General features: G+C 66.1%; 23 protein-coding genes. 13 read left to right on the plus strand and 10 right to left on the minus strand.

Annotated features, from left to right (window positions below):
- Positions 1 to 6: 6 nt before the first annotated feature.
- Positions 7 to 1,152, minus strand: a complete 1,146-nt coding sequence (locus tag F0A17_RS07085) for a GNAT family N-acetyltransferase (protein WP_149327655.1) — start codon at positions 1,150 to 1,152, stop codon at positions 7 to 9.
- Positions 1,153 to 1,407: 255 nt separating this feature from the next.
- On the opposite strand from F0A17_RS07085, the gene edd reads away from it, so the two are divergent.
- The 8 genes from edd (at position 1,408) to F0A17_RS07125 (ending at position 9,925) form a co-directional block, all read left to right on the plus strand.
- On the plus strand, positions 1,408 to 3,294 hold the full coding sequence (gene edd, locus F0A17_RS07090) for a phosphogluconate dehydratase (protein WP_149327656.1): 1,887 nt from the start codon (positions 1,408 to 1,410) through the stop codon (positions 3,292 to 3,294).
- The gene (gene glk, locus F0A17_RS07095; RefSeq protein ID WP_267285432.1) at positions 3,233 to 4,285 is read left to right on the plus strand and encodes a glucokinase; all 1,053 of its coding nucleotides are present in this window, start codon (positions 3,233 to 3,235) and stop codon (positions 4,283 to 4,285) included. Before edd ends, glk begins: the two co-directional genes overlap by 62 nt.
- A gap of 12 nt (positions 4,286 to 4,297) precedes the next feature.
- Positions 4,298 to 5,242 (plus strand): aldose epimerase family protein, encoded by a 945-nt coding sequence (locus F0A17_RS07100; protein ID WP_149327658.1) that lies wholly within the window; start codon positions 4,298 to 4,300, stop codon positions 5,240 to 5,242.
- Positions 5,239 to 6,222, plus strand: coding sequence for a carbohydrate kinase family protein (locus F0A17_RS07105; RefSeq protein WP_149327659.1), 984 nt, complete (start codon positions 5,239 to 5,241; stop codon positions 6,220 to 6,222). Before F0A17_RS07100 ends, F0A17_RS07105 begins: the two co-directional genes overlap by 4 nt.
- 144 nt (positions 6,223 to 6,366) lie before the next feature.
- A complete protein-coding gene (locus F0A17_RS07110; protein ID WP_149327660.1) occupies positions 6,367 to 7,113 on the plus strand; it encodes a FadR/GntR family transcriptional regulator in 747 nt (248 codons plus the stop codon).
- 19 nt (positions 7,114 to 7,132) lie between these two features.
- Positions 7,133 to 8,281 (plus strand): galactonate dehydratase, encoded by a 1,149-nt coding sequence (gene dgoD / locus F0A17_RS07115; protein WP_149327661.1) that lies wholly within the window; start codon positions 7,133 to 7,135, stop codon positions 8,279 to 8,281.
- A gap of 48 nt (positions 8,282 to 8,329) precedes the next feature.
- Positions 8,330 to 9,292, plus strand: coding sequence for a 2-dehydro-3-deoxygalactonokinase (locus F0A17_RS07120; RefSeq protein WP_228716831.1), 963 nt, complete (start codon positions 8,330 to 8,332; stop codon positions 9,290 to 9,292).
- 21 nt (positions 9,293 to 9,313) lie between these two features.
- Positions 9,314 to 9,925, plus strand: a complete 612-nt coding sequence (locus tag F0A17_RS07125) for a 2-dehydro-3-deoxy-6-phosphogalactonate aldolase (protein ID WP_149327662.1) — start codon at positions 9,314 to 9,316, stop codon at positions 9,923 to 9,925.
- Between the two features lie 114 nt (positions 9,926 to 10,039).
- Here the strand turns inward: F0A17_RS07125 and F0A17_RS07130 are convergent, their stop codons facing one another.
- From F0A17_RS07130 to zwf, 3 genes are read right to left on the minus strand one after another with little or no spacing between them, the layout of a single operon-like run.
- The gene (locus F0A17_RS07130; protein WP_149327663.1) at positions 10,040 to 10,702 is read right to left on the minus strand and encodes a bifunctional 4-hydroxy-2-oxoglutarate aldolase/2-dehydro-3-deoxy-phosphogluconate aldolase; all 663 of its coding nucleotides are present in this window, start codon (positions 10,700 to 10,702) and stop codon (positions 10,040 to 10,042) included.
- A 21-nt stretch (positions 10,703 to 10,723) separates the two neighbouring features.
- Entirely contained in the window at positions 10,724 to 11,401 is a 678-nt protein-coding gene (gene pgl / locus F0A17_RS07135) for a 6-phosphogluconolactonase (RefSeq protein ID WP_149327664.1), read from the minus strand.
- 1 nt (position 11,402) lies between these two features.
- The gene (gene zwf, locus F0A17_RS07140; protein ID WP_149327665.1) at positions 11,403 to 12,911 is read right to left on the minus strand and encodes a glucose-6-phosphate dehydrogenase; all 1,509 of its coding nucleotides are present in this window, start codon (positions 12,909 to 12,911) and stop codon (positions 11,403 to 11,405) included.
- 207 nt (positions 12,912 to 13,118) lie between these two features.
- Between zwf and F0A17_RS07145 the strand changes: the two genes are divergently transcribed.
- Complete coding sequence (locus F0A17_RS07145) at positions 13,119 to 13,997, plus strand: MurR/RpiR family transcriptional regulator (RefSeq protein ID WP_149327666.1); 879 nt, start codon at positions 13,119 to 13,121, stop codon at positions 13,995 to 13,997.
- Between the two features lie 57 nt (positions 13,998 to 14,054).
- Here the strand turns inward: F0A17_RS07145 and F0A17_RS07150 are convergent, their stop codons facing one another.
- Positions 14,055 to 15,650, minus strand: a complete 1,596-nt coding sequence (locus F0A17_RS07150; RefSeq protein WP_149327667.1) for a solute:sodium symporter family transporter — start codon at positions 15,648 to 15,650, stop codon at positions 14,055 to 14,057.
- A 287-nt stretch (positions 15,651 to 15,937) separates the two neighbouring features.
- Between F0A17_RS07150 and F0A17_RS07155 the strand changes: the two genes are divergently transcribed.
- From F0A17_RS07155 to F0A17_RS07165, 3 genes are read left to right on the plus strand one after another with little or no spacing between them, the layout of a single operon-like run.
- Positions 15,938 to 16,798, plus strand: coding sequence for a putative selenate ABC transporter substrate-binding protein (locus F0A17_RS07155; protein WP_149327668.1), 861 nt, complete (start codon positions 15,938 to 15,940; stop codon positions 16,796 to 16,798).
- Positions 16,798 to 17,562, plus strand: coding sequence for an ATP-binding cassette domain-containing protein (locus F0A17_RS07160; protein WP_149327669.1), 765 nt, complete (start codon positions 16,798 to 16,800; stop codon positions 17,560 to 17,562). Before F0A17_RS07155 ends, F0A17_RS07160 begins: the two co-directional genes overlap by 1 nt.
- Positions 17,559 to 19,082, plus strand: coding sequence for a PhnE/PtxC family ABC transporter permease (locus F0A17_RS07165; protein ID WP_228716832.1), 1,524 nt, complete (start codon positions 17,559 to 17,561; stop codon positions 19,080 to 19,082). Before F0A17_RS07160 ends, F0A17_RS07165 begins: the two co-directional genes overlap by 4 nt.
- 35 nt (positions 19,083 to 19,117) lie before the next feature.
- Here F0A17_RS07165 and F0A17_RS07170 read toward each other — a convergent pair whose 3' ends face one another.
- Complete coding sequence (locus F0A17_RS07170) at positions 19,118 to 19,504, minus strand: RidA family protein (RefSeq protein WP_149327670.1); 387 nt, start codon at positions 19,502 to 19,504, stop codon at positions 19,118 to 19,120.
- 76 nt (positions 19,505 to 19,580) lie between these two features.
- Here F0A17_RS07170 and F0A17_RS07175 point away from each other — a divergent pair, with 76 nt between their 5' ends.
- Positions 19,581 to 20,774 (plus strand): MFS transporter, encoded by a 1,194-nt coding sequence (locus tag F0A17_RS07175; RefSeq protein WP_149327671.1) that lies wholly within the window; start codon positions 19,581 to 19,583, stop codon positions 20,772 to 20,774.
- A 58-nt stretch (positions 20,775 to 20,832) separates the two neighbouring features.
- On the opposite strand, the gene F0A17_RS07180 is transcribed toward F0A17_RS07175, so the two are convergent.
- From F0A17_RS07180 to F0A17_RS07195, 4 genes are all read right to left on the minus strand, one after another.
- Positions 20,833 to 21,687 carry a universal stress protein gene (locus F0A17_RS07180; protein WP_149327672.1) on the minus strand — a complete coding sequence of 285 codons (855 nt, stop codon included), beginning with the start codon at positions 21,685 to 21,687 and terminating at the stop codon, positions 20,833 to 20,835.
- 112 nt (positions 21,688 to 21,799) lie between these two features.
- Positions 21,800 to 23,290 (minus strand): SulP family inorganic anion transporter, encoded by a 1,491-nt coding sequence (locus F0A17_RS07185; protein WP_149327673.1) that lies wholly within the window; start codon positions 23,288 to 23,290, stop codon positions 21,800 to 21,802.
- A 297-nt stretch (positions 23,291 to 23,587) separates the two neighbouring features.
- Positions 23,588 to 24,505 carry a DMT family transporter gene (locus tag F0A17_RS07190; protein WP_149327674.1) on the minus strand — a complete coding sequence of 306 codons (918 nt, stop codon included), beginning with the start codon at positions 24,503 to 24,505 and terminating at the stop codon, positions 23,588 to 23,590.
- Positions 24,506 to 24,570: 65 nt separating this feature from the next.
- Positions 24,571 to 25,374 carry a slipin family protein gene (locus tag F0A17_RS07195; protein WP_149327675.1) on the minus strand — a complete coding sequence of 268 codons (804 nt, stop codon included), beginning with the start codon at positions 25,372 to 25,374 and terminating at the stop codon, positions 24,571 to 24,573.
- Positions 25,375 to 25,393: the final 19 nt, after the last annotated feature.

Here is a 25,393-nt window from a genome sequence, read left to right on the forward strand (position 1 = left end):
ATCGCATTATTCCTCGGCGCCTTCTCTGAACGGCAGGGCCCGCTCGGCGGCCCGACAGTACGCTTCGACGTGGCGACGCTCCTCGTCGCAGAAACCCACCACGGCGGCGCGCAGCCGCGGGTCGGCGATGTAGTGCAACGAACGCAGCCGGCGGGGCGCGAAGCCGCGCAAGAGCTTGTGCTCTCCCTGGGTGCCGGGGTCGAAGCACGTCAGCCCGCTTCTCAGGCAGTGCTCGATGCCTTGGTAGTAGCAGGCTTCGAAATGCAGGCTGTCGGCCATCACCTCGCTGCCCCAGTAACGGCCATACAAGGTTCGACTGCCCTGTAGGCAGAGCGCAGCGGCCACCGGCTGCTCCTCCAGACGGGCCTGGATCAGCAGCAGTGCTTCCGGCATGGCGCGCTGCAGACGGCGGAAGAAATCCAGGTTGAGATAGCCATGACGCCCGCGCTCGAGGTAGGTGATCTCGTAGCAGCGAAAGAAGTGCGCCAGATCCTGATCGCCGATGGCCTCACCTTCGAGACGATGCAGGGTCAGGCCCTGCCCGGCCACCAGACGCCGCTCGCGGCGGATCGCCTTGCGCCGCTTGGAATTCAGTGATGCCAGGAAGCCGTCGAAGTCGCCGTAGCCCCGATCGCGCCATTGAAACTGCACGCCGTGGCGCACCAATAGCCCGGGCCTGGCCTCGAGCCAGGCATCGACTTCCTTGTCCTCGGCGAACAGCAGGTGCCAACTCGACAACCCACTGCGCTCCCACGCCTCGGCCAGCACTTCGCGTGCCGCCAGGGGGTCGACATTGCCGGCCAGCGCCAGCCGCGGGCCCGGCACCGGAGAAAAGGGGATCGCCGTGAGCCCCTTGGGGTAGTAGCACCCACCGGCACGCTCCCAGGCATCGGCCCATGCCCAGTCGAACACGTATTCGCCGTTGGAGTGCGTCTTGTGATAGTGGGGCATGACGCCGACCAGGGAATCGCCACGCCAAAGCGTCAGGTGGCGGGGCGTCCAACCGGTCGTGCGACTCACCGCCCCGCTCGCCTCCAGCGCATGCAGGAATTCATGGCGCAGGAAAGGGTGGTCGTCGCCGACCAGCGCGTTCCATTGCACGGCAGGCACCGCCTCGATGGCGGGTAGCTCCTTGGGACTCAGCTCGGGCATGACACTCCCCATGCATGGCGGTGGCGGCTGCAAGTCATCGACAGAGGGCCTACATTGTGCCCAGACCCACCTACCCTTTCCATCATCGTCCCGGTAATCGCGACGAGGATCCGGGCAAGCAAAAGGCAGCCACCCGTCGTCTCGGCAGCCTATCTGTAATAAAACTACATGAAGCGGGTTTTCCGTCTTCAAAGGTCGCACCGAATGCGAGATAATTTTGTAAATTTACATCCATCAATACTGTGAGGTGCTCTCATGGATCGCTCCAGCGCACTACACCCCACCGTCGATCAGGTGACCGCCCGCATTCGCGAGCGCTCGAAGGAGCGCCGCAAGCTCTACGAAGCGCACATGGCCGCTCAGCACAAGCAGGGCGTGCACCGCGGCGAGCTCTCGTGCGGCAACCTGGCCCACGGCTTCGCCGGCTGCGATCATGCCGGTGACAAGGATCGCCTCAAGCTGACCAACAGCGCCAACCTGGGCATCGTCTCGTCGTATAACGACATGCTCTCCGCGCATCGCCCCTTCGAGGATTATCCCGCCGTCATCAAGGAGGCGGCGCGCGGCATGGGCAGTACCGCCCAGTTCGCCGGCGGCGTGCCGGCAATGTGCGATGGCGTCACCCAGGGAATGCCCGGCATGGAACTGTCGCTCTTCTCGCGCGAAGTGATTGCCATGGCTACCGCCGTGGCGCTGTCTCACAACATGTTCGATGCCGCTCTCTATCTCGGCATATGCGACAAGATCGTGCCGGGCCTGTTCATCGGCGCGGCGCGATTCGGCCACCTGCCGGCGGTATTCGTGCCCGGCGGCCCCATGCCCAGCGGGCTACCCAACGACGAGAAGGCCCGCGTACGTCAGCTCTATGCCGAAGGCAAGGCAGGCCGAGAGGAACTGCTCGAGGCGGAATCGCGCTCCTACCACAGCCCCGGCACCTGCACCTTCTACGGCACCGCCAACTCCAACCAGCTGATGATGGAGATGATGGGCCTGCACCTGCCCGGCGCTTCCTTCGTCAACCCGGGCACGCCGCTGCGCGAGGCATTGACCCGCTACGCCGCCGAGCAAGCGGTGCGCAACACCGAGCAGAGCGGCAACTATCGGCCCTTCTACCGGCAGATCGACGAACGCGCGATCGTCAACGCCATGGTCGGCCTGCTCGCCTCCGGGGGCTCCACCAATCACACCCTGCATCTGGTGGCGATGGCCGCGGCCGCGGGTATCACCATCGACTGGAACGACTTCACCGCGCTTTCGGCAGTCGTGCCGAGCCTGACGCGCATCTATCCCAACGGCAGTGCGGACGTGAACCACTTCCAAGCGGCCGGCGGCATGAGCCTGCTGATTCGCGAACTGCTCGGCGCGGGGCTACTGCATGGCGACATTCCCACCGTGTTCGGCACCGACCTGACCGCCTACACCCAGGAACCCTTCCTCGACGACGGTAAGCTGGTCTGGCGCGAGGGCCCCGAGGAGAGTCTCGACCGCGACGTCCTGCGCCCGGTCGACGACCCCTTCGCCCCCACCGGCGGCCTGGTGGTGCTGGACGGCAACCTCGGCCGCGGCGTGATCAAGATCTCGGCAGTGAAGCAGGCCCATCGCAGGGTCGAGGCGCCGGTGCGCATTTTCGACGACCAGAGCCAGGTCAAGGCTGCCTTCGAATCCGGCGAGCTCGATCGCGACGTGGTGGTGGTGGTGCGGTTCCAGGGCCCCAAGGCCAACGGCATGCCGGAGCTGCACAAGCTGACGCCTTTTCTCGGTGTGCTGCAGGATCGCGGCTATCGGGTGGCACTCGTCACCGACGGTCGCATGTCGGGCGCCTCGGGCAAGGTCCCGGCCGCCATTCATGTCACGCCGGAGGCGGTGGACCGCGGCCCGCTGGCCCGCCTGCGTGACGGCGACGTGGTACGCCTGGACGCCGAGCGCGGCGAGCTGACCGCCCTGATCGATGCCGCCGAGTTCGCCGGCCGCAGCGCCATCGAGCCCAACCTGGAGCGTTACCACTTCGGCATGGGCCGCGAGCTGTTCGGCGGCTTCCGCCACTTGGCCGCCAGTGCCGAACGAGGTGCCGGGGTGTTCGGTGGCTTCGAGGCCGAGGTCCTGTCGCGGGAGTTGGAGAAGATCGAACAGGAGGACCAATGAACGCATCACGGGAGACCTGCCCATGACGCGTCAGGCGCTGGTTGGCGACATCGGCGGCACCAACGCCCGCTTTGCCCTGGTCACCCCCGGCGAGTTCGCTCCCCAGGAGGTCATGACCCTGCCCTGCGCCGACTATCCCGGCATGGTGGAGGCGGTGCGCGACTACCTTTCGCGGGTCGGCCTGGTGGGCGACGAGGCGCCGCGCGAAGCATGCCTGGCCTTTGCCTGCCCCATTGGCGATGATCGTGTGACGATGACCAACAACCACTGGTCGTTTTCCCGGCGCGAGGCGCAGGCAGTGCTTGGCTTCGAGCGGCTCAAGGTCATCAACGATTTCACCGCCCAGGCGCTGGGTGTCCCCCACCTGCAGCCCGACGAACTGGTCGAGGTTCAGCCGGGCAGGCCGCGTGAGCACGCCGCCTGCCTGGTGATCGGCCCGGGAACCGGGCTCGGCGTGGCCGGCATCTTTCCGGGGCGCCGGGCATGGGTTCCCTTGCCCAGCGAAGGCGGCCACGTCACCTTTGCCCCCACCGACGAGCGCGAACAGAATCTGCTGCGCCACTTCCGCCATCGCTACGGCCGGGTATCCGTGGAGCGCATATTGTGCGGTCAGGGACTGCTTGATCTCTACTTGGCGCACTGCTCGCTGAAAGGCGCCAATCCCACTTGCCAGACGCCGGCCGAGGTGACCACCGCCGCCGCGGGCGGTGACGCCATCGCCCGTGATACCCTGCTCCGGTTTCTCAAGATACTCGGCGATGTCTGCGGTGATGCCACGCTGACCATGGGAGCGCGCGGCGGGGTCTACCTGTGTGGCGGCATCCTACCCCGCCTGCTGGACTGGCTGCCCCAGAGCCGCTTCTGCGAAGCCTTCGCCGCCAAGGGGCGCATGAGCGGCTATACCCGGTCGATTCCGGTACGGGTGGTCACCGCGCCTTGGCCGGGATTACTGGGCGCCGCCGAGGCCCTGCGCAACGAAGAAGTGGAATGACGAGGAGATGGAATGATTCCCCAAAGCCTGCGAGCCCAACTCGATGCCACCGAAGGCCGGCGCCAGGCCGAATGGGCCGGACGCCCCGTATGGCTGGCCCGCGAAGCGTGGGGCGAACTGGCCGTCTGCCTGCAGGGGGCCCAGGTGCTTCACTTTCTATCCTACGCGCCCCCGCGAGCGGGCGGCCATCGGGCCAGTCCCGTCGCGACAGGAAACGGCGAAGAGGCCCTGGTCCCCGGCGGCTGGCTATGGATCACACCCACGCCGCAGGCACTGCCCGGCGCCATTCGCGGCGGCATTCCGCTGTGCTGGCCCTGGTTCGCCGGCGAGCGTGGCGCCGACGAGAGCCCGGACCACTCCGGCCCTTTCCACGGCCCCGCGCGCAAGGCCCAGTGGCGCTTGGAGGCGGTCGACGAGCATGAGGGCGGCGTGGAACTGCATCTATCGCCCACCGAACGCCTGCACAGCCAGCTGACGCCGCGCGCGGTCATCCAGGCCAACGCCCGTCGGCTCCACGTGGAGCTGATCACCGAGCATGTCGGCGAAACACCGGTCAAGCTCAGCGGCGCTCTGCACAGCTACCTGGCCGTGGCCGACAGTTTCGCCTGCCGCCTCGAGGGGCTCGCCGGCGCCCGCTACCTGGACAAGCTCGCCGGCTTCTCCGAGCGCGAACAGCAGGGCGAACTCGCCGTGCGCAGTGGGCTCGATCGCATCTACCACAGCAACGCCGAGGTGGTGCTCGACGACGGCCAGCACTGCCTGCGCATCGCCCGTCAGGGTAGCGACTCGGTGGTCGTCTGGCATCCGGGCGAGGTTCTGCCCGAGGATACGTCCGCCGAGGCGGCACGCCGCTTCCTCTGCGTGGAGTCGGCCAATACACGGCTCGACCCGGTGTGGCTGGTGCCTGGCGCCCAGCATCTATTGGGCACTACCCTGTCGCTGGGGAACGCTTCGTGATGCCCGTGATCGCCTTCGGCGAAGCCCTGGTCGACATGCTCTCCAGCCGCCTCGGCGGCCGACACGACGGCATCGAGACGTTTACTCCCTATGCCGGCGGCGCCCCGGCCAACGTGGCCGTCGCCTGCGCGCGCCTGGGCGTGCCCAGTCGCTTTCTCGGCATGCTCGGCGAGGACCACTTCGGCGACTTTATCGCCGCCGAACTCGCCGCTCACGGTGTCGATCTCTCCGGCGTGGTGCGCACCCGCGAAGCGCGCACGGCGCTGGCCTTCGTCTCGCGCGACCCCCTCGGCGAACGCACTTTCGACTTCTATCGCCCGCCGGCCGCCGATCTGCTCTATCGCCTCGAGCACCTGCCGACCGGTGCCTTTGCCGAGCCCGCGATCGTGCACTTCTGCAGCAACAGCCTGACCGAGCCCGAGATCGCCGACACCACGCTGGCCATCGCCGAGATGGCGAGCCGCGCCGGCTGCCTGGTCAGCGTCGATGCCAACCTGCGCCACAATCTCTGGGCCAGTGGCAGCGCCGACATCGCGCTGGTCACCCAATTGATCGACCGCGCCGGGCTGGTCAAGCTCGCCCGCGACGAGCTCGACACCCTGCGCGCCGATCATCCGGCCGACGCCTGGCTAGCCGAACGGCTTGCCGCCGGCGTCAGGCTACTGGTCATCACCAATGGTCCCGGCGAAGTGCATGCTCGGGGGGTGGGGCTGGATTTTCGCATCGCCCCCCCCCGGGTCGAGGCGGTGGACACCACGGCCGGTGGCGATGCCTTCATCGGCGGGTTGCTCGCCGAGCTGGCCGGCCATTTCGGCGAGCGGGGCATCGTGGACGGCTGGCACCGGGACGAACCCCTCCTGCGCCGCGCCGTGGAAACCGCTTGCCGCTGCGGAGCCCATGCCGTGACCCGCCCCGGCGCCTATGCCGCCCTGCCCGACTGCGAGGACCTGGCCAGGCTGCGAAACCTGGATCGACGCTAGCGTCCCTTCACTCCGAAAGGCGCCCCGGTGCGCGTCGCCGCAGCGACCTTGGCACCACCGGCGGCTTGCGGCCATCGTGCGCCAAGGCTTGTTTAAATGTCTGACATTTAATAGTCTGGTCGTATTCCCCCGTGGAGCCGTGACATGACGCTTGATGGCCTGCCTCCTCACCGCGGCGGTGCAGATGAGTTGGCCTGCCTGCTGGCCCGCGCGCTGTTGGCCGGACATTGGCAGCCGGGCGACGCCTTTCCCCGCGAGCTGGATATCTGCGCGCACTTCGACGTGAGCCGCAACCAGGTGCGCAATGCACTGGCCAACCTTACGGCGACCGGCCTGCTCGAGCGCACCGCCGGACGCGGCACCCGCATCCGTTCGATCGATGACTGGCACCTGCTCGATCCGTTGATGAGCGCATGGATGGCCGGCCTCGCCGACCCCGATCCCCAACTGGTACGCGAGATTCTCGCCTTTCGCTATTCGGCGGAACCGGTGGTGACCAGGCTCGCCGCCGAAGCCGCCGAAGAGGCGGACATTGCGCGACTGGAAAGCGCCTACCAGGGCATGACCCGCACTGCGTGTACCGATCGTGCTCAGCACGCGGAGTACGATGTTGCCTTCCACGACGCCATCTACCAGGCCAGCCATAACCTCGTCTGGCGCCAGATGGGGCATCTGCTGCGACCGTCGATCATCGCCCTGATCCAGCGCTCCCAGAAGTCGCTCCACCGGCTCGAGGCGGGCCTGGACGACAGCCTGGCCCGCCACGCCCGGGTGCTCGATGCCATTCGCCGCCGAGCGCCGGATGCCGCCGAACGCGCCGCCCGCGATGTACTGCAGCGAACCGCCGTCGATCTGGGCATCGTCGCCGACCACGCCCCCGCAAACGGTTGACCCCAGGAGGAATGCATTGATGAAGATCACTCGACTCAAGACCTGGCAGGTGCCGCCGCGCTGGCTGTTCCTCAAGATCGAAACCGACGAGGGCTGCTACGGCTGGGGCGAGCCGGTCGTCGAGGGGCGTGCGGCCACCGTCGAGGCGGCAGTCCATGAACTCGCCGACTACCTGATCGGCCAGGACCCGCATCGCATCGAGCACCTGTGGAACACCCTGTATCGCGCGGGCTTCTACCGCGGCGGTCCCATCCTGATGAGCGCCATCGCCGGCATCGACCAGGCGCTCTGGGATCTCAAGGGCCGCGACCTGGGCGTACCGGTGCATCAATTGCTGGGCGGCGCGGTTCGCGACCGCATGCGCATGTATGCCTGGACCGGGGGCGATCGCCCCAGCGAGGTGGGCGCCGGCGCCAGGGCGCTGGTCGCGCAGGGCTTCACCGCGTTCAAGATGAACGGTACCCCAGAGTTGCAGATCGTCGACTCGCATCGCAAGGTCGACGAGGCGGTGGCCCGGGTGGCCGAGGCACGCGAGGCGGTGGGCCCCGAAGTCGGCATCGGCATCGATTTCCACGGCCGGGTGCACCGCCCCATGGCCAAGGCGCTGTTACGCGAGCTCGAGCCGTTCCATCCGATGTTCGTCGAGGAACCGGTGGCGCCCGAGCATTTACCGGCGCTGAAGCACATCGCTGGCGGCCTGGGCTATCCGCTGGCGACCGGCGAGCGGCTGCACACGCGGTTCGAATTCCGCGACCTGCTCGCCGACGGCATGGTCGACATCATCCAGCCCGACCTCTCCCATTGCGGCGGCATCAGCGAGGGGCTGAAGATCGGCGCACTGGCCTCGGCCCATGACGTGGCCCTGGCACCTCACTGTCCGCTCGGCCCGCTAACGCTGGCCGCCTCGCTGCATCTGGATGCGGTGAGCCATAACGCCTTCATCCAGGAACAGAGCATGGGCATTCATTACAACCGGGACAACGACGTGCTCGACTATCTTGTCGATAAGTCGGCGTTGGCCATCACGGACGGTTTCTGTGCCATTCCCCAGGGCCCCGGGCTCGGGGTGGAGATCGACGAGGCCTTCGTGGAGGAGCGTGCCAAGGTGGGCCATCGCTGGCGCAACCCGGTCTGGACCCACGAGGACGGCTCCATTGCCGAATGGTAGGCGATCACGTCCGTGAGCGACATTGCGCAGCGAAGGAGACAAGACAAGGTGGTGACTCAAGTCCATCCGGCCTGGATCGCCGTGGATTGGGGCTCGAGCAATCTGCGCGCCTGGGCCATGAGCGACTCAGGCGAGGCACTGGCCCGTGCCGACAGCGACCGGGGCATGCTCACCCTCACGGCGCCCGAATACGAACCCACCCTGCTCAGGGCAATCGGCGACTGGCTGCCCCGGTCCGGACGCACCCCGGTGTTGGTCTGCGGCATGGCCGGCGCCCGTCAGGGCTGGCATGAAGCCGCCTATCTGCCGGTACCGGCTCGCCTGGACGATCTGGCCCGCGGCGCGGCAAGCCCGCCGCTCGACGATCCGCGCCTGGACGTGCGATTGCTGCCTGGGCTATGCCAGCGACGGGACGCCGACGGCCGCACTTTCGACGTGATGCGTGGCGAAGAAACCCAGCTTGCCGGCCTGGCGGCCAGGGAACCCCACTTCTCGGGACTTGCCTGTCTGCCCGGCACCCACGCCAAGTGGGCCCGGCTCGAGGCGGGCGCGGTGACGCGCTTCAAGACTTTCCTGACCGGTGAACTCTATCGCCTGCTGGTCAGCCAATCGGTACTGCGCTACTCCCTCGGCGAGGACGATCTCAACGCCCCCGACTGCCGCGAGGCCTTTGTCGATGCGGTGCGTGAGATCGAGGCGGCCCCCGAATCGTTCAGCGCCAGGCTGTTCGGCCTGCGTGCTCAAGACCTGCTCGACGACGCCTTGCCTGTCGGCGATGCCCGGAGCGCCCGACTCGCCGCCCGCTTGTCGGGGCTTGCCATTGGCCTGGAGCTGGCCGGGGTACGCCAAGCCCTGAGCATGGAACGATCCGTGACACTGATTGGTACCGAGACGCTAAGCGACCGCTACGCCCTGGCGCTGCAGGCCCTGGGCCACGCCGTGCAGCGCCTGGACGGCAGCGCTGCGGTGTTGGCCGGCCTGGGACTGGCGCGCGCATCGTTGCCCACCTGACCGTAGCGAAGGAGATTTCACATGCCCTTACCTCTTATCGGCATCCTGCGTGGCATCACCCCCCACGAGGCAGTGCCGATCGGCGAAGCGGTGCTCGCCGCCGGCATCGACGTCATCGAGGTCCCGCTCAATTCCCCCGACCCGCTCGAGAGCATTCGCCGGCTGGTCGACGCCTTGGGCGGACGCGCCCGAATCGGTGCCGGCACCGTGCTGACCACGGCGCAGGTACGCGACGTGCACGACGCCGGCGGGCGCCTGGTCGTCTCTCCCAACTGCCGGCCGGCGGTGATCGAAGAGACGCGCCGCCTGGGGATGGAGAGCTGGCCCGGCATACTGTCGCCCTCGGAGGCCTTCGACGCCCTGGAGGCCGGCGCCACGGGTCTCAAGCTCTTCCCCGCCATCCAGGTCGGCACGGAAGGGATGAAAGCGATGCGCTCCGTGTTGCCCCAGGGAGCCCGGCTCTACGCTGTGGGCGGTATCGGTAGCGACGATTTCGCCGCCTGGCGCGCCGCCGGCGCGGATGGCGCCGGCCTTGGCAGCGCACTCTACCGGCCCGGCCAGACACCCGAACAGGTGAGCGAACAGGCTCATGCCCTGGTGGCCGCCTGGCGGGCCGCGAGAGACGAGGCATGAAGCGGCCTGCAGCCAGACGCATCGGCCGTCAAAGAAAGCCCGCCTAACAAGGCGGGCGAAGGACAGCCATTGGCTGCCGAGAGAGCACATGAACGCGTGAAACGCGGGCGGCGCTCAGCGGGGGAAGCGCTCTGCCGCTTCCCGCGCTAGCTGGCGAATGCCGTTCCAGTCCTCTGCATTGACCAGCGATGTCGGCGTCAACCAGGAGCCGCCGACGCACATCACGTTCTTGAGCGCCAGGTAGTCCTCGGCATTGTCGAGATTGATGCCGCCGGTGGGGCAGAAGCGCGCCTCGGGAATCGGGCCGGCGAAAGCCTTGAGCGCCTTGACCCCGCCGCTGGCCTCGGCGGGGAAGAACTTGAAGCGTCGGTAGCCATACTGCCAGCCGGTCATCAGTTCGGACACGGTGGCAACTCCGGGCAGCATCGGCACGGGACTGCTGACGCCATAGCGGTAGAGCGCCTCGGTGGTGCCCGGTGTGACCACGAAATCGGCCCCCACTTGCTCGCTCTGGCGATACTGGGACGGTGTCAGCACAGTGCCCACGCCGATGCTGGCCTGGGGCAGTGCCTCCTTGAGGCGGCGTATCGCCTCGAGAGCACAGTCGGTACGCAGAGTCACTTCCAGCACCGTGAGCCCGCCCTCGACCAGGGCGCGCCCCAGCGGTACGGCATCCTCGACCCGCTCGATGGCCAGCACCGGGATGACCTCCGCCTTGAGGCAGATGCTGTCGAGCTCGGTGGTTCGTGTGGACGGCAGCTGTTTTTCGATGGTCATGAACAAGTCTCCAGAAGACGTTCAGGGGGCCCAATAGACGGCCAGCGGGCAGGAAAGAAAGGCGCGGATCGGCAACTCGCGCGAATCGTCGCCCGCCAGGGCATGCGCCAGTATGCTGCGCTTGTCGTCCCCGGTGATGTGCAGCGCATGACGCTGCGCCTGATGGAGCCGATCGGCACTCAACGTGATGCGCGCCTGGGGTTGGCTCGGCGTGCGCGCCGCCAACACCGGCGCGTCGGTGGTCAACCCCAGTTCCAGTTCGCGGCTGTCGGGGAACAGCGAGGCGGTATGGCCATCCCCTCCCATGCCCAACACCACGAGACTCGCCGGCCACGGCAGCGCCACGATGCGCCGGGTCACCGCTTCGACACCCTGCTCGGGCGTGGGGTCGCGGGTGATCAGGGAGATGAAGTTGGCCTTCGCGGCAGGCCCTTTCAGCAAGTGACGACGCACCAATCGGGCGTTGCTCGCCTCGTCCGTCTCCGCCACCCAGCGCTCGTCGGCCAGGGTCACGTCCACCCGCGACCAGGGCAGCTCCTGGCCCGCCAGTGCCTGGAAGAACGGCACCGGCGTCGAGCCGCCCGAAAGTACCAGCAGTACGCGATCCTGACGCGAAAGGTCCTGGCGAAGCGCCTCGCCGGCGGCTTCGGCGAGCTGCACGGCAAGTTGCTCGCGGGGGCTGGCATCTTGCTGAATCATGTCAGTAGTCCTCATACCAGCTGCGCCCATCCTGGGTGATCATGGCGATGGAGGCCACCGGCCCCCATGAACCGGCCGGATAGCGCCGTGGCGGCTCGCCCATGTCGCGCCAGGCGGCGATCAGGCTGTCGCACCAGTGCCAGGCGTGCTCCACCTCGTCGCGGCGCACGAACAGGTACTGACGCCCTTTCATCACTTCCAGCAACAGGCGCTCGTAGGCATCGGGTATCCGCTCTTGGGGAAAGGCACTGCTGAAGTCCAGATGCAGCGGACCACGACGCAACCGCATGCCCCGATCCAGGCCGCTGTCCTTGGTCAGCACTTCCAGCGCGATGCCTTCGTCGGGTTGCAGACGGATGATCAACTTGTTGGCCGCCAGGTTGCGCTGGTCCGGATCGAAGATGTAGTGCGGTTGCTGACGGAAATGGATGACGATCTGTGACAGCTTCTCCGGCATGCGCTTGCCGGTTCGCAGATAAAACGGCACCCCGGCCCAGCGCCAGTTGGCCACGCTGGTCTTCATGGCCACGAAGGTCTCGGTGTCACTGTCGCGATTGGCACCGTCCTCTTCCAGATAGCCGGGCACGCTCTTGCCTTTGATCGTGCCGGCAATGTACTGCCCCCGCACCACGTCGCGGTTGAGCCGGCTATCGCTGAAGGGCTGCAACGCCTTTAGGATCTTGACCTTCTCGTCGCGTATGGCGTCGGCATCCAGGTTGGCGGGCGGGTCCATGGCGATCAGGCAGACGAGCTGCAGCAAGTGGTTCTGGACCATGTCACGCAGCTGGCCGGCGCGGTCGAAGTAGCCCCAGCGACCCTCGATGCCGACCCGTTCGGCCACGGTGATCTCGACGTGGGAGATATGGTTCTGGTTCCACTGGGTGCCGAACAGGGGATTGGCGAAGCGTAGCGCAATCAGATTCTGGACGGTCTCCTTGCCCAGATAATGGTCAATGCGGTAGATACGGGACTCGGGGAACACCTCGCCGATGGCGTCGTTGATCTCGCAGGAGGATTCGAAGTCATAGCCGATCGGTTTCTCGACCACCACACGGGAGAGGTCGTCCAGGCAGCCGCCAGTCTTCAGGTTGCGGCAGATATCGCCATAGAGACTGGCCGGCACGGCCAGATAGACCATCAGCGGGCAGCCCCCGGTATCGTGGCGCACGGCGGTGCGCCATTCGGCGATGGCCCGGTAGCCCTCGGGCGTGGCGAAGTCGAGCTGCAGGTAGTCCAGTCGTGCAGTGAAACGGTTGACGGCATCGCGGTCGAGTTCGCTGGCCTTGACGTAGGTCTGCAGCGTCTCGGCGACACGCTGGCGGAAGGCATCGACGCTCGTGTCCTGGCGTGCGAGGCCGAGAACGCGCGTATCGTCATGCAGCAGCTCCTCGCGATCCAGATGATACAGCGCCGGATAGAGCTTGCGCAGCGACAGATCGCCCAAGGCACCGAACAGTGCGAGATCGATGACCGGCCGGCTTTCTTCTTCCGGCCGTTTACATGCGTTCATGACCGCTCCCATTTGGTTAACTTAGCAAAAAAATACGCCGGAGAGAGTCTTACGGCAAGCTATTATTGTAATATTACTTTCCTTCATAAGTGAATGGCTGCGGCATTCGCGCCAAGCCTCGACGTCGCGTTACGATAGCCGGCTAGCATGTTGTTAAATCACTACGTACCGTCACGACGTAACTCAGTCTCGGAGAGCCCCACCGTCATGGCCCATCACGACCTGCTCCAGCGCATTCGCCAACGTCTCGAGGAGCTCAATCGCTCCGAGCGCAAGGTGGCGGATGTCATTCTGGCCGACCCCGCGCGAGCCACCGGCTTGAGCATCGCCAGCTTGGCACAGGCGGCATCGGTCAGCGAGCCCACGGTGAATCGCTTCTGCCGCAGCTTCGATGCCAAAGGTTACCCCGATTTCAAGATCAAGCTAGCTCAGAGCCTGGCAGGTGGCACGCCCTATGTCAGTCAGTCGGTGGAACCCGGCGATGCGGCCGCGGACTACACGCGAAAGATCTTCGGCGCCACCATTGCCGCTCTGGACGAGGCGAGCCGCACGCTCGACCCGGCGCGTATCGAGCGGGTGGTCGACTACCTGATCCAGGCCAAGCAGATCCATTTCTTCGGCCTCGGCGCCTCCGGCGCCGTGGCGCAGGATGCCCAGCACAAGTTCTTCCGCTTCAACCTTCCGGTCACCTCCTATGTCGATGTGCTGATGCAGCGCATGGTGGCCTCGGCCTGCCACACCGGCGATGTGGTGGTCGTGATTTCCTGGACCGGTCGCACTCGCGAGCTGGTCGATATCGCTCGACTGGCACGCGAAAGCGGCGCCGTGGTGCTGGGCATTACCGCCCCGGGCTCGCCGCTGGCCCGCGAATGCACGGAGACCCTGGAAGTCGCCACCCCCGAAGATACCGATGTCTACATGCCGATGACGTCGCGCATGATCCAGCTGACCTTGATCGACGTGCTCGCCACCGGCGTCACGCTACGCCGCGGTGAGGATTTCCTGCCGCATTTGAAGAAAATCAAGGACAGCCTGCTGGAGACCCGTTATCCCTCCCGCGAACGGGCGCCCCACGAACCGCAGTGAGCCGCCTGCCCGCAACCGCGGAAAGGCGGCACACCTTCGGCATCGTGCGACGCTCGACTAGCCGGCGAAAGCGGCATAGATCGCGATGACCAGCAGCACCAGCACGAGGCTGGCCGGCAGCGCCCCGCGCCATGGCGTCAGGTCGACCTCGCCGGTGTACTCCTGGATCCAGTCGGTCTCACGCGGGCGCAACTTGCCAATGATCAGCATGACCGCCACCAGCAGCACGAAGACCATGGCCACGAAGTGGAACTCGTGCATGATCTGCGGCAGCCGATCGAACGGCGGCACGAAATAGCCGGCGGCGATCGTCAGGCAGCCGCCCACCAGAGCGATCTTGGCAGCCATGGGCGGCACCCGTCTGGTCAGCAACCCCACCACCACCACCGCCAGGATGGGGATGAAATAGATGGCGTTCATCTTCTGCAGATAGCCGAACAGACTCTCCTGGCCTGCCAGTAGCGGCGCGATGGTCATGGTGACGACCGCCATGATCCAGCCGAATACCTTGCCCGACCTCACCACCTGCTCGTCCGTGGCGTCCTTTTTCAGCACGTTCTTGTAGATGCCCAGGCTGAAGATCGTCGTGGTGCTGTTGAGTGCCGAGTTGAACGACGACAGGATCGCGCCCACCATCACCGCCGCGAAGAAACCGGTGAGATAGGGCGGTAGCACGTTGAAGACCAGGTGACCGTACGCCTCGTCGGCCTGCACGCCCTGCTCCGCATAGAGGTGGTAAGCGATGATTCCGGGCAGGACGAGGTAGAGCGGTCCCAGCAGTTTGAAGAAGCCGGTTAGCAGGACCCCCTTCTGCCCTTCCGCCAGCGAACTGGCGGCAAAGGTGCGCTGAATGATCTGCTGGTTGGTCGTCCAGTAGAACAGATTGATCAAAAAGACGCCGGTGAACAGGGTGAAGAAAGGCACTTGCTGTTCGGCGCCGCCGATCGAATTGAGCTTATCAGGGTCGCTCCCCTTGAGGATGGCCCACCCCTCCAGAATGCCGCCGTCGCCGCTGACTGCCTGCAGGCCGAAATAGACGATGACGAAGCCGCCGATCAGCAGACCGACGCCGTTCAAGGTATCCGACACGGCGACGGTGCGCAGACCGCCGAACAACGCATAGAGAGAGCCGATGATCCCCACGCCCCAAACCGTCAGCCACAGCAGCAGCGTCGGCGACCGGATGCCGGTCAGTCCCGGCAGGTCGAGCATGCCGAGCAGGCCCATGGCACCGGAATAGAGAATGATCGGCAGCAGGATCACGGCGTAGGCGATCAGGAAGATCACGTTGGTGATCAACTGCGTGCCCGAGTCGAAGCGGATCGCCAGCAGCTGAGGCAGCGTGGCGATGCCACTCTTGAGAAAGCGCGGCAAGAAGAACAGCGCCAACGCCACCAGGGCGATGACCGCCACGACTTCCCAGGCCATGACGCTGAGGCCGTCGCTGAAAGCGGCGCCATTGAGCCCCACCATTTGCTCGGTGGACAGGTTGGTCATCAGCAATGAGCCGGCGATCAGCGGAAAGGTCAGGGTGCGGCCAGCCAGGAAATAACCGTGGGTGCTGGCATGGTCGTCACGCCGGGTCAGGCGCCAGGTGATGAAAGCCACCAGGCCGGTGAAGAAGAGAAAAGACAGCAGCGTCAAGGCATGCATGGGATATCGCTCCGGTGATGTCGATCCATGGCAGCGGGACCAGGCAAATGTCAGACATTGTTAATTCACGTCATTCTAGATAGCTGACTCGCTTCATGCCTCCGTCTTTAGTCCAATTTCCCGTGGAATTTTGGAAACTTTACTAGCCGAAGCCTCCCAAGCGAGACTGTCGATGATCACCTCGCTGCAATCGGCTCCTGTCATGGCAGGGAAGGTGCCAGCCGTCGACTTGCCACGTCGACGCCGGAGGAGAACAATACCAACCCGCAGCCCACCTGGAGATTCGTATGCGCTGGAAGATCTTGGCCATCGCCGCCCTCGCTCCTCTCGCCCAAGGCGTACATGCCGCCGAAACCTTCCGCTTCACCGCCATTCCCGACGAGGATCAAGCGCGCCTGGTGGAGCGCTTTGGCAAGGTGGCCGACTACCTGGAGAAACGTCTCGACGTCGAGGTGGAATACGTACCGGTGAAGTCCTACAGCGCCGCGGTTACCGCCTTTCGCAACGATCAGGTGCAACTGGCCTGGTTCGGCGGGCTCTCGGGCGTTCAGGCGCGCCGACTGGTGCCGGGTTCTCAGGCGCTGGCCCAGGGCAGCGAAGACAACGCCTTCGTCAGCTACTTTATCGCTCATGAGTCGACCGGCCTGGAGCGCGCCGAGGTGCTGCCCGACGACATCGAGGGCATGAGCCTCACCTTCGGTTCGCGCACTTCCACCTCGGGTCGCTTGATGCCTGAGCACTTCCTGCGCCAGCGCTTCGACGACACACCTCCGGAGGACCTCTTCTCGCGGGTCGGCTACTCCGGCGATCACTCGCGCACCATTGCGCTGGTGGAGGCCGGCACCTATGACATCGGCGCGGTCAATTACGCGGTGTGGGAAGCCGCCGTGGAGGATGGCCGGGTGGATACCGACAAGGTGAGCGTGTTCTGGGCCACGCCGCCCTATCCCGACTACAATTGGACCCTGCGCGGCGACACCGACGAGCGCTTCGGCAAGGGCTTCAGCGACGAGGTCCAGGCGGCGCTCCTCGAGATGGAGGATCCGGCGCTGCTCGACACTTTTCCCCGCGAGGCGTTCATCCCCGCCGACAACGACCTCTACGCCCCCGTCGAGGAGGTGGCCGAAGCGCTCGGCCTGCTGCGCTGATGGAGGGAGAGCAACGTCGCCCGCTGGTTCGCTTCGATGGCGAAGACCTGGGGCATGGCGAACACATCGTCCTGCCGCACCTGTCGCTCGCCCTCTACGCAGGCGAGCGGGTCGCCCTGCTCGGCCAGAGCGGGGCCGGCAAGTCGACGCTGCTCGGCGAGCTGCGCGCCCGGCTCGGTCGTCAGGTCGCCTGGTGCCCGCAGCATCACGGCCTGGTACCGCAGCTCGCCGTTTATCACAACGTCTTCATGGGCCGGCTGCCGGAGCACTCGGCGCTGACCAACCTGTGGAATCTGGTGCGCCCCCTGCGCCGCTCCTGGCGGGAAGTGACCGCGCTGTGCGACGAACTGGCGCTGGCCGGCCTGATGCGCCGACCGGTGGGCGAACTCTCCGGCGGCCAGCGCCAGCGGGTCGCCATCGCCCGCGCGCTCTACCAGGCCCGCCCGCTGTTCCTCGGTGACGAGCCGGTGGCCAGCGTCGATCCCCACCAGGCGCTGCGTTTGCTGGAGCTGATCGATGCCCGCCATGTCACCTCGGTGATTGCGCTCCATCAGCGTGAGCTGGCACTGACCCATTTCGACCGGGTATGGGGCTTGCGTGACGGCCGCTTGGTGATCGACGCACGCGCCGACCAACTCACCCTGGCCGAGCTGGACGCGCTCTACCCGGATGCCGACCGGTCTGATCCCAGCCCGCCGCCAGACGATAGTGCCGAGACCCTGCCGAACGTCGATGCGCTCCCCTGTGCCCGGGGGCGACCGTGAGCGATGGCCTGACGAAGCGCCACGGCGAGTTGGCGCCGAGCTGGTGGCACGGTGGTTCGCCCGGCCTGCGCCTCGCCCGCCATACCCTGGGCCTGGTAGCCCTGGCCGTGCTGCTGGTGCCATTCGCCGATCTTGCCATCCATACTCGCGACCCTTGGGGCGAACTCGGCCGCATGCTGGCCGGCCTGGCCTGGCCCGCCTGGGGTGCATTGACGTCCCCCTTGTCGGCACTCGGTCTTACCGTGGCGGTGGCGTTATGGGGCACCCTGGCCGGTGTCGTATTGGGTTTCCCGTTGGCGCTGATGTTCACCCGCTCGCGCCTGGTGCGTGCCGGCTGCGCCTTCGTACGCGCCATCCACGAGCTGTTCTGGGCGCTGCTGTTCCTGCAGGTGTTCGGGCTATCGGCGCTCACCGCCCTGGCGGCGCTGGCGATTCCCTATGCCGGAATCTTTGCCAAGGTCTACGCCGAGATCCTCGAGCAGACCCCACGCGCGCCACGCGACGCCCTGCCACCCGGCAGCGGTCGGCTGGCGCGCTTCGCCTATGCCGAGCTGCCGCTGGCCTGGGCCCAGCTCACCGCCTACACTCGCTACCGCTTCGAGTGCGGCCTGCGTGCCAGTGTATTGCTCGGCTTCGTCGGCCTGCCGACCCTGGGCTTCCATCTCGAGACCGCCTTTCGCGAGGGACGCTACCACGAAGCGGGGGCCCTGCTGTGGCTGTTTTACCTGCTGATTGCCAGCCTGCCCTGGTGGGGCCACAAGCGGCTGATTCCGCTGCTGCTGCTGGGCGGCGCCTGGCTGCTCGGTCCCTGGCCAAGCGTCGACGGCGGGCTGCTGTGGCGCTTCGTCTCCGAGGATATCTGGCCGGCGGCACTGCTGGCCGGTGACTGGGCGGGGTTCGTCGCGTGGCTGGCGCGGATCCCGGCGCTGGGACCCGCCATCGGCAACACCCTGCTGCTGGGGTTGCTCGGTACCGTGGGGGCGCTGGCGGTGGCGCTGGTGCTATGGCCTCTGGCCAGCCGCCATGTCGGCAACCGTGGCACCCGCCTGGCCGGGCATGGGGTGCTGATCTTCCTGCGCTCGACGCCGGAGCTGATGCTGGCGTTCGTCTTTCTGCTGCTGCTCGGCCCTTCGCTGCTGCCCGCCTGGCTGGCATTGGCGCTGCACAACGGCGCACTGATCGCCTTCCTGGTGGCACGCCACGCCGACGCCATCACGCCCGGCATGCCGGGACTGCCCGCCAGCGGGCGGCTGGCCTACGAGCTGCTGCCGCGGGTCTACCCCGGGCTGCTGGCGCTGCTCTACTACCGCGCCGAGGTGATCCTGCGCGAAACGGCCATCCTCGGCATGCTGGGGATCGCCACGCTGGGCTTCTACATCGAGGAGGGCTTCGACTACCTGATGTTCGATGTGGCTTTCTTCCTGCTCCTGGTAACCGCCGCGCTCAACATCGCCGTGGATGCGCTGTCGCGGCACTTCAGGCCACGTGAAGCACCGATCGACGACCCCTGCGTCCGCTAGGAGACCCGGCGCTCGCTACGAAGCGCCAGACTGACTCACGGCCGTTCAGTCGGGGGGGTGTCGCCTACCGTTACCGCGGCGGTCACAGTGATCTCGACCTTGAGTTCATCCGCGGGCATGGGCGCGCAGACGCAGGTGCGCGCCGGGGCATGGCCGGTGGGTACCCAGGAATCCCACACCGCGTTCATGGCGGCGAAGTCGTGACCGTCCTTGAGATAGATCGTCGCCGTCAGTAGGTGCTCACGGTCGGAACCCACCTCGGCGAGCAGCGCATCCACCCGCGCCAGCATGCTCTCGGTCTGCTCGGTGATATCCCCCTGGCGCGCTTCGGGACCGGCCACCTGGCCACACAGATAGGCGATACCGTTGTGGATCACGGCGCGGCTCATGCGCGCCTTGGTGTCGTGACGAACGATGGTCATTGCTTCTCTCCTTGAGCTGCTATCATGCCGGCTTTCAATTCTGCCAAACATCTTGCCATCGCTCAGGGAGGGCGTCATGGGCTATCGCACGCTGCTGCGTGATCACCGAGGATTGCTGAGCATCTGTTTCCTGGCCATGTTCACTTCGAGCCTGGGCCAGAGCTTTTTCATCGGTCTGTTCCAGGCGCCGATCAACGAGCGTCTGGGCCTTACCGCCGGCCAGTTCGGCAGTGCCTATGCATTCGTCACGTTGATCTCCGGCTTCGCGGTGCTGCGCCTGGGCCCCAGCATCGATTGGATGGCACCACGCCGTTTCGCCCTACTGGTATTGGCGGCACTCATGATCGGGGTGGGATTGCTGACGCTCGCGCCCTGGTGGGGACTGGGATTGCTCGGCCTGGGGCTGGTGCGCTTTTGCGGTCAGGGCATGATGACCCACCTTGGCAACACCTTGGCCGGACGTGAGTTCGTCGCCATGCGCGGGCGCGCCCTGGGCCTGACAAGCATGGGTATCATGCTGGGCGAGACGCTGCTGCCGCCCTTGATGGCTGCCCTGCTGGTGATGCTCGGCTGGCGCGAGCTGTGGTGGCTGTTCGGGCTGCTGCTGGCAGGCTGCTGGATCCCGCTGCTGCTGCGCGCCACCTGGCCGCAAGCGCCGGGGCAGCGCCCAGCCCGCGGCCAGCCTCGCAGCGGTCCCCAGCCTTTTCGCGATGTGCGCTTCTGGTGCCTGCTACCGCTGTTGATGACGCTGCCGATCACCATGACGGGGCTGTTTATCTACCAGGCGGCGATGACCCGCGACCTGGGCAGCACCCTCACCGTCTACGCCCTGGCCTTGACCGGCATGGGCCTGGCCAAGCTGCCCGGCGCGCTGCTCGGCGGACGCTGGGTCGATCGCCTGGGGCCGGTCCGTCTGGCACGTCTCTACCTGCTGCCCTACGCGCTGGCCCTGCTGGTCGCCATCGCCTTCGGCGGCCACCTCGGCGTGTGGGCCCTGATGGTGGGAGGCGGGCTCGCCATGGGCTCGCAGGAATCGGTCGCCACCAGCCTGCTGGTACGTATCTGGGGCAGCGAACATCTCGGTACGGTGCGCGCCACGCTCAGCGCCGCGATGGTCTTCGCCACCGGCCTGGCGCCGGCATTCCTCGGCGTGTTCCTCGATCTGGGAGCCCACTTCTCGCTGATTCTCGCCGGCATGCTGGCGTTTCTTGTCGCCGGATGGGCATTGGCCCAAGGCGTGCTGGCCAGCCCTGAGGCGCGCGGCGAATGAAACGACAACGCCGGCGCGGGGCCGGCGTCGACGGCTTCGAAACTGGCCCCGTCTTGGCCTAGCGCAGCAGCAGCACCGGCACGTTGGCCCGCCGCAACATGGCGGTGGTGGTGCTACCCACCAGCAGGTGGCGAATGCGCGAGTGGCCGTAGGCCCCCATGACCAGCAGGTCGATGTCGTGCTCCGCCTGGTAGGCGCGCAGGGTCCCCTCCACTTCGCCGGCCCGAATCGCTCCCTCGGCCTCATGGCCGGCCTCGCGCAGCGCGGCCAGCGCCCAATCGAGCTGCGAGCGGTTGTCGCCGGTTTCGGCGCCGACAATCACCACATGAACCGGGATGCCGTTGAACATCGGGCTTCTGGCCAGCATCTCCACCCCCTTGCGGGTGGTCTTGCTGCCGTCGAAGGCGAGCATCACCCGCTCAGGGCGCTGATAGGCGTCCGGCACCATCAGGATCGGCCGGTGCAGGGTGCGCACCACCCGCTCGAGGTTGGAGCCCAGGTGCTCGCTGGCCTGATGAGCGGTCTCGCCGCGCTTGCCCAGCACCAGAAGGCGAATCTCGCCCTCCAGGTCAGCCAGGGTTTCGACCAACGTGCCGTTGCGCTGGCGCGTGCCGGGTTCCGTCACGCCGCCCTCGACGGCCCGCTTCCTGGCTGCCTGGAGCATCAGTCGGCCTTGCTCCTGGGCCACCTTGGCGCGCTGCTCGTCGAGCTGCGACAGCTCCTCGAGCAGGTGCTCGCGGGAACCGAGCCCGATGTTGCCGGAGAGGTCCGCCTCAGCGGTCTGGGGGTGGTTGTTCACCACGTGCAGGAAGGTCAGCGGTGCCTCCAACGCCAGGCTGGCCCAGGTGGCGTAGTCGCACACCGCGCTAGAAAACTGCGAGCCGTCGATGGCGGCCATTACCTGTTCTGTCATCGTGTCGTTTCCCAAGCTGGCGATATTGTCGCATCGCCCAAGGCGATACGACGCCAAGTCAAGCCCATCGGGCGATGCTCCCGCCAAGAGGAGCACCGACCCGTGAACGGCGTCAATGGCCGCCCATCAACTTCTCCACGGCTGCCGGGTCGTCATGGATGGCATAGCGATCGACGATGGTCGCGCTGGCCTCGTTGAGGCCAATCAGCTCCACCTCGGTACCTTCGCGGCGGAACTTGATCACCACCCTATCCAGCGTCTGCACGGCGGTAATGTCCCAGAAGTGGGCGCGAGACAGATCGATGGTGACCCTTTGCACGGTTTCCTTGAAGTCGAAGGCATTGCCGAAGCGCTCGGAAGAGGCGAAGAACACCTGGCCGATAACCCGGTAGATGCGACGACTGCCGCCGTCGGCTTCTTCGGAGCCAATGTAGAGGATGTTACCGACCTTGTTGGCGAAGAACATTGCCGCCAGCAGTACGCCGACAAAAACGCCGATGGCTAGGTTGTGAGTGCCCACGGTCACCGCCACGGTCGCCAGCATCACAACGTTGGTACTCATCGGGTGCTTCTTGAGGTCGCGAATGGACGCCCAACTGAAGGTGCCAATGGAGACCATGATCATCACCGCCACCAGAGCCGCCATGGGAATCTGCGATACCCAATCGGCGAGAAACACCACCATGATCAGTAGCACCACACCGGCGATGAACGTGGAGAGCCGCCCGCGACCGCCCGACTTCACGTTGATCACCGACTGACCGATCATCGCGCAGCCGGCCATGCCGCCCAGCAGGCCCGCCCCGATGTTGGCGATGCCCTGGCCCTTGCACTCGCGGTTCTTGTCGCTCGGGGTGTCGGTCAGGTCGTCGACGATGGTCGCGGTCATCATCGATTCCAGCAGGCCCACCACGGTGAGCATGATCGAGGTCGGCAGGAGAATCCACAGCGTCTCGAGGGTCAGCGGTACATCGGGCCACAGGAACACCGGCAGGGTGTCGGGCAGTTCGCCCATGTCGCCCACGCTGCGGATGTCCATACCGCTGAACATATAGACGGCGGTGAGTACTACGATGCACACCAACGGCGAGGGAATCGTCTTGCCGATTCCGGGGACGTAGGGGAAAAGATAGATGATGCCGAGACCTGCCGCGGTCATGACGTAGACATGCCAGGTAACCCCGGTGAGCTCGGGCAACTGGGCCATGAAGATCAGGATCGCCAGGGCGTTGACGAAGCCCGTCACCACTGAGCGCGAGACGAAGCGCATCAGGTCGGCCAGCTTCAGGTAGCCGGCGATGATCTGCAACACACCGGTGAGCAGGGTCGCGGCCAGCAGGTATTCAAGGCCGTGATCGCGCACCAGGGTCACCATCAGCAGCGCCATGGCGCCGGTGGCGGCCGAGATCATTCCCGGCCTGCCGCCGGTGAAGGCGATGATCACCGCGATGCAGAAGGAGGCATAGAGGCCGACCTTGGGATCGACGCCGGCGATGATCGAGAAGGCGATGGCCTCGGGAATCAAGGCCAGCGCGACCACGATACCGGCGAGGGTGTCGCCCTTGACGTTGGATAACCAGTCTTGCTTGATGGATCGGAGCATTCTTCGGTCCAGTGGGGTGGGTTGCTAAGCCAATGGCGCCAGGGCGCGCGCTCCGGCCACGCGTCGACGACGGCGCAACGTTGGGAGTGGCGCATTTGAAACCTTGGATTGGGTCAGGCGGCCCGGAACATCAGCATGATGTCGAGCGGTGACGGCAGCGTCGAGGGAAGGGAGCGCTAGGGCGGCGTGGCCAGCCCGGTCGGAGGAGTGAGCACGTTGCGTCGCATCCATGGCCAGGGAAACACGGGCGGCACCGGCTTTTGCCTGGATGCGCCGCCCCGTCACGAGCGCCGGAGTCTAACAGAGTTCTCCCCCTGCTGCACCCCGGCCCCGCAGACGCCGTTCGATGCGACGCTCGTAAAGCCCCTTGACCAGCAGCGTACCGAGCACCAGGGCACCGCCCATGAGCGCCACCGGCGCCGGCCGTTCGCCGAGGAACCACCATACCCACAGGGTCCCCACCACCACCTCGAGCAGCATCAGCAGCCCCACCTCGGCGGCAGGCAGGTAGAGCGGCCCGCGCTGAATCAGGGTGAACCCCAGCGGCAGGATGAGCAGGCATAACAGCACCAGCAGCAGCGCGCTGTCGGCAGGCGGTAGGGCGAGCCCGCCACCGACCAGGCCGTACAGCGCCGCCACGGCCGCGACGATCAGCCCGGAAAGAGTCAGCATGGGGCTCATGTCGACGCCGGGGCGGGTACGACAGAGAGTGAAGTTAGCCGCCAGTGCCGTCGCTGCCAACAGGGCGAAGCCGTTGCCGACCCACGAGCCCGCCCCGGCGTCGTCGAGCACGATCAACGAAGTGCCGAGCAGGCATAGCCAGATGGCGAGCCAGGTACGCCGCGGCAGCCGTTCACCCAGAAACAACCGTGAGAGTAGCGCAGCGATCAGCGGCGCCCCGGCCAGGATCATCAATACGTTGCCGCCTTTGGTGTATTGGTTGCCAAGCACGAAGCCGAAGGTCGAGAAGCTGAACAGCAGTGCCACGCCGATGCCGGTCCCGCCGCAGCGACGATAGGCCTCGAGCGTACCGCTACCGTGGCGGACGATCATGATGACGACGAAGCCAAGCGCGGTGAGAAGGCCCCGCCAGATCAGGATCTCGCCGTCGGGCAGACCGATCAGCTTGATCAACAGGGCATCGGGCGAAATGATCAGGGCACCGCCGCCGATCATGAGCAGACCCTGCTGGCGGTGCGAAAGGGAGTGGAACAAGGCGACCTCGTCTTCCGTCAGGTCGCCTTAGGATGCCATGCCGGCACGGGCATGGCACGCCTAACTCAGCCCTCGCCGAGGTCGCTCGGTCTCGCGCCGGCGTTTCTGGCCTGGGCCGCCGGCGAGGCCTGCATGTGCTTGAACGCCTCCATGATATCCATCGGCAGCGGGAAGACGATGGTCGAGGCGTTCTTGTTGCTCATGTCGCTCATGGTCTGCAGGTAACGCAGTTGAAGCGCAGCCGAGTTCTCGGCCATGACGTTGGCCGCTTCGACCAGCTTCCTCGACGCCTGCAGCTCACCCTCGGCATGGATCACCTTGGCGCGGCGTTCGCGCTCGGCTTCGGCCTGGCGGGCGATGGCGCGGATCATGCTTTCGTCCAGGTCGACATGCTTGATTTCGACGTTGGCCACCTTGATGCCCCACTCCTCGGTCTGGGCGTCGATGATTTCCTGGATGTCGTCGTTGAGCTTGTCGCGCTCGGAAAGCATCTCGTCGAGATCGTGTTTGCCCAGCACCGAGCGCAGCGTGGTCTGAGCCAGCTGGCTAGTGGCGAGGGTGAAGTTCTCGACCTGGATGATCGCCTTCTCGGGATCGACCACCCGGAAGTAGAGCACGGCATTGACCTTGACGGTGACGTTGTCCTGGGAGATGACGTCCTGCTCCGGCACGTCCATCGTGATCACGCGAAGGTCGACCACGCTCATCTGCTGAATGCCGGGAATGACGATGATCAACCCTGGCCCCTTTACCGACTGGAAGCGGCCGAGGAAGAAGATCACGCCGCGCTTGTACTCGGGCAGGATCCGTATCGAGGCCGCGAGCAGCATGATCAGCAGCACGACCGGTACGAGATAGGAAATCATCATGAGCGTTCTCCTTGATGTG

This window comes from Billgrantia pellis, from assembly GCF_008297955.1.
GTDB lineage: Bacteria > Pseudomonadota > Gammaproteobacteria > Pseudomonadales > Halomonadaceae > Halomonas > Halomonas pellis.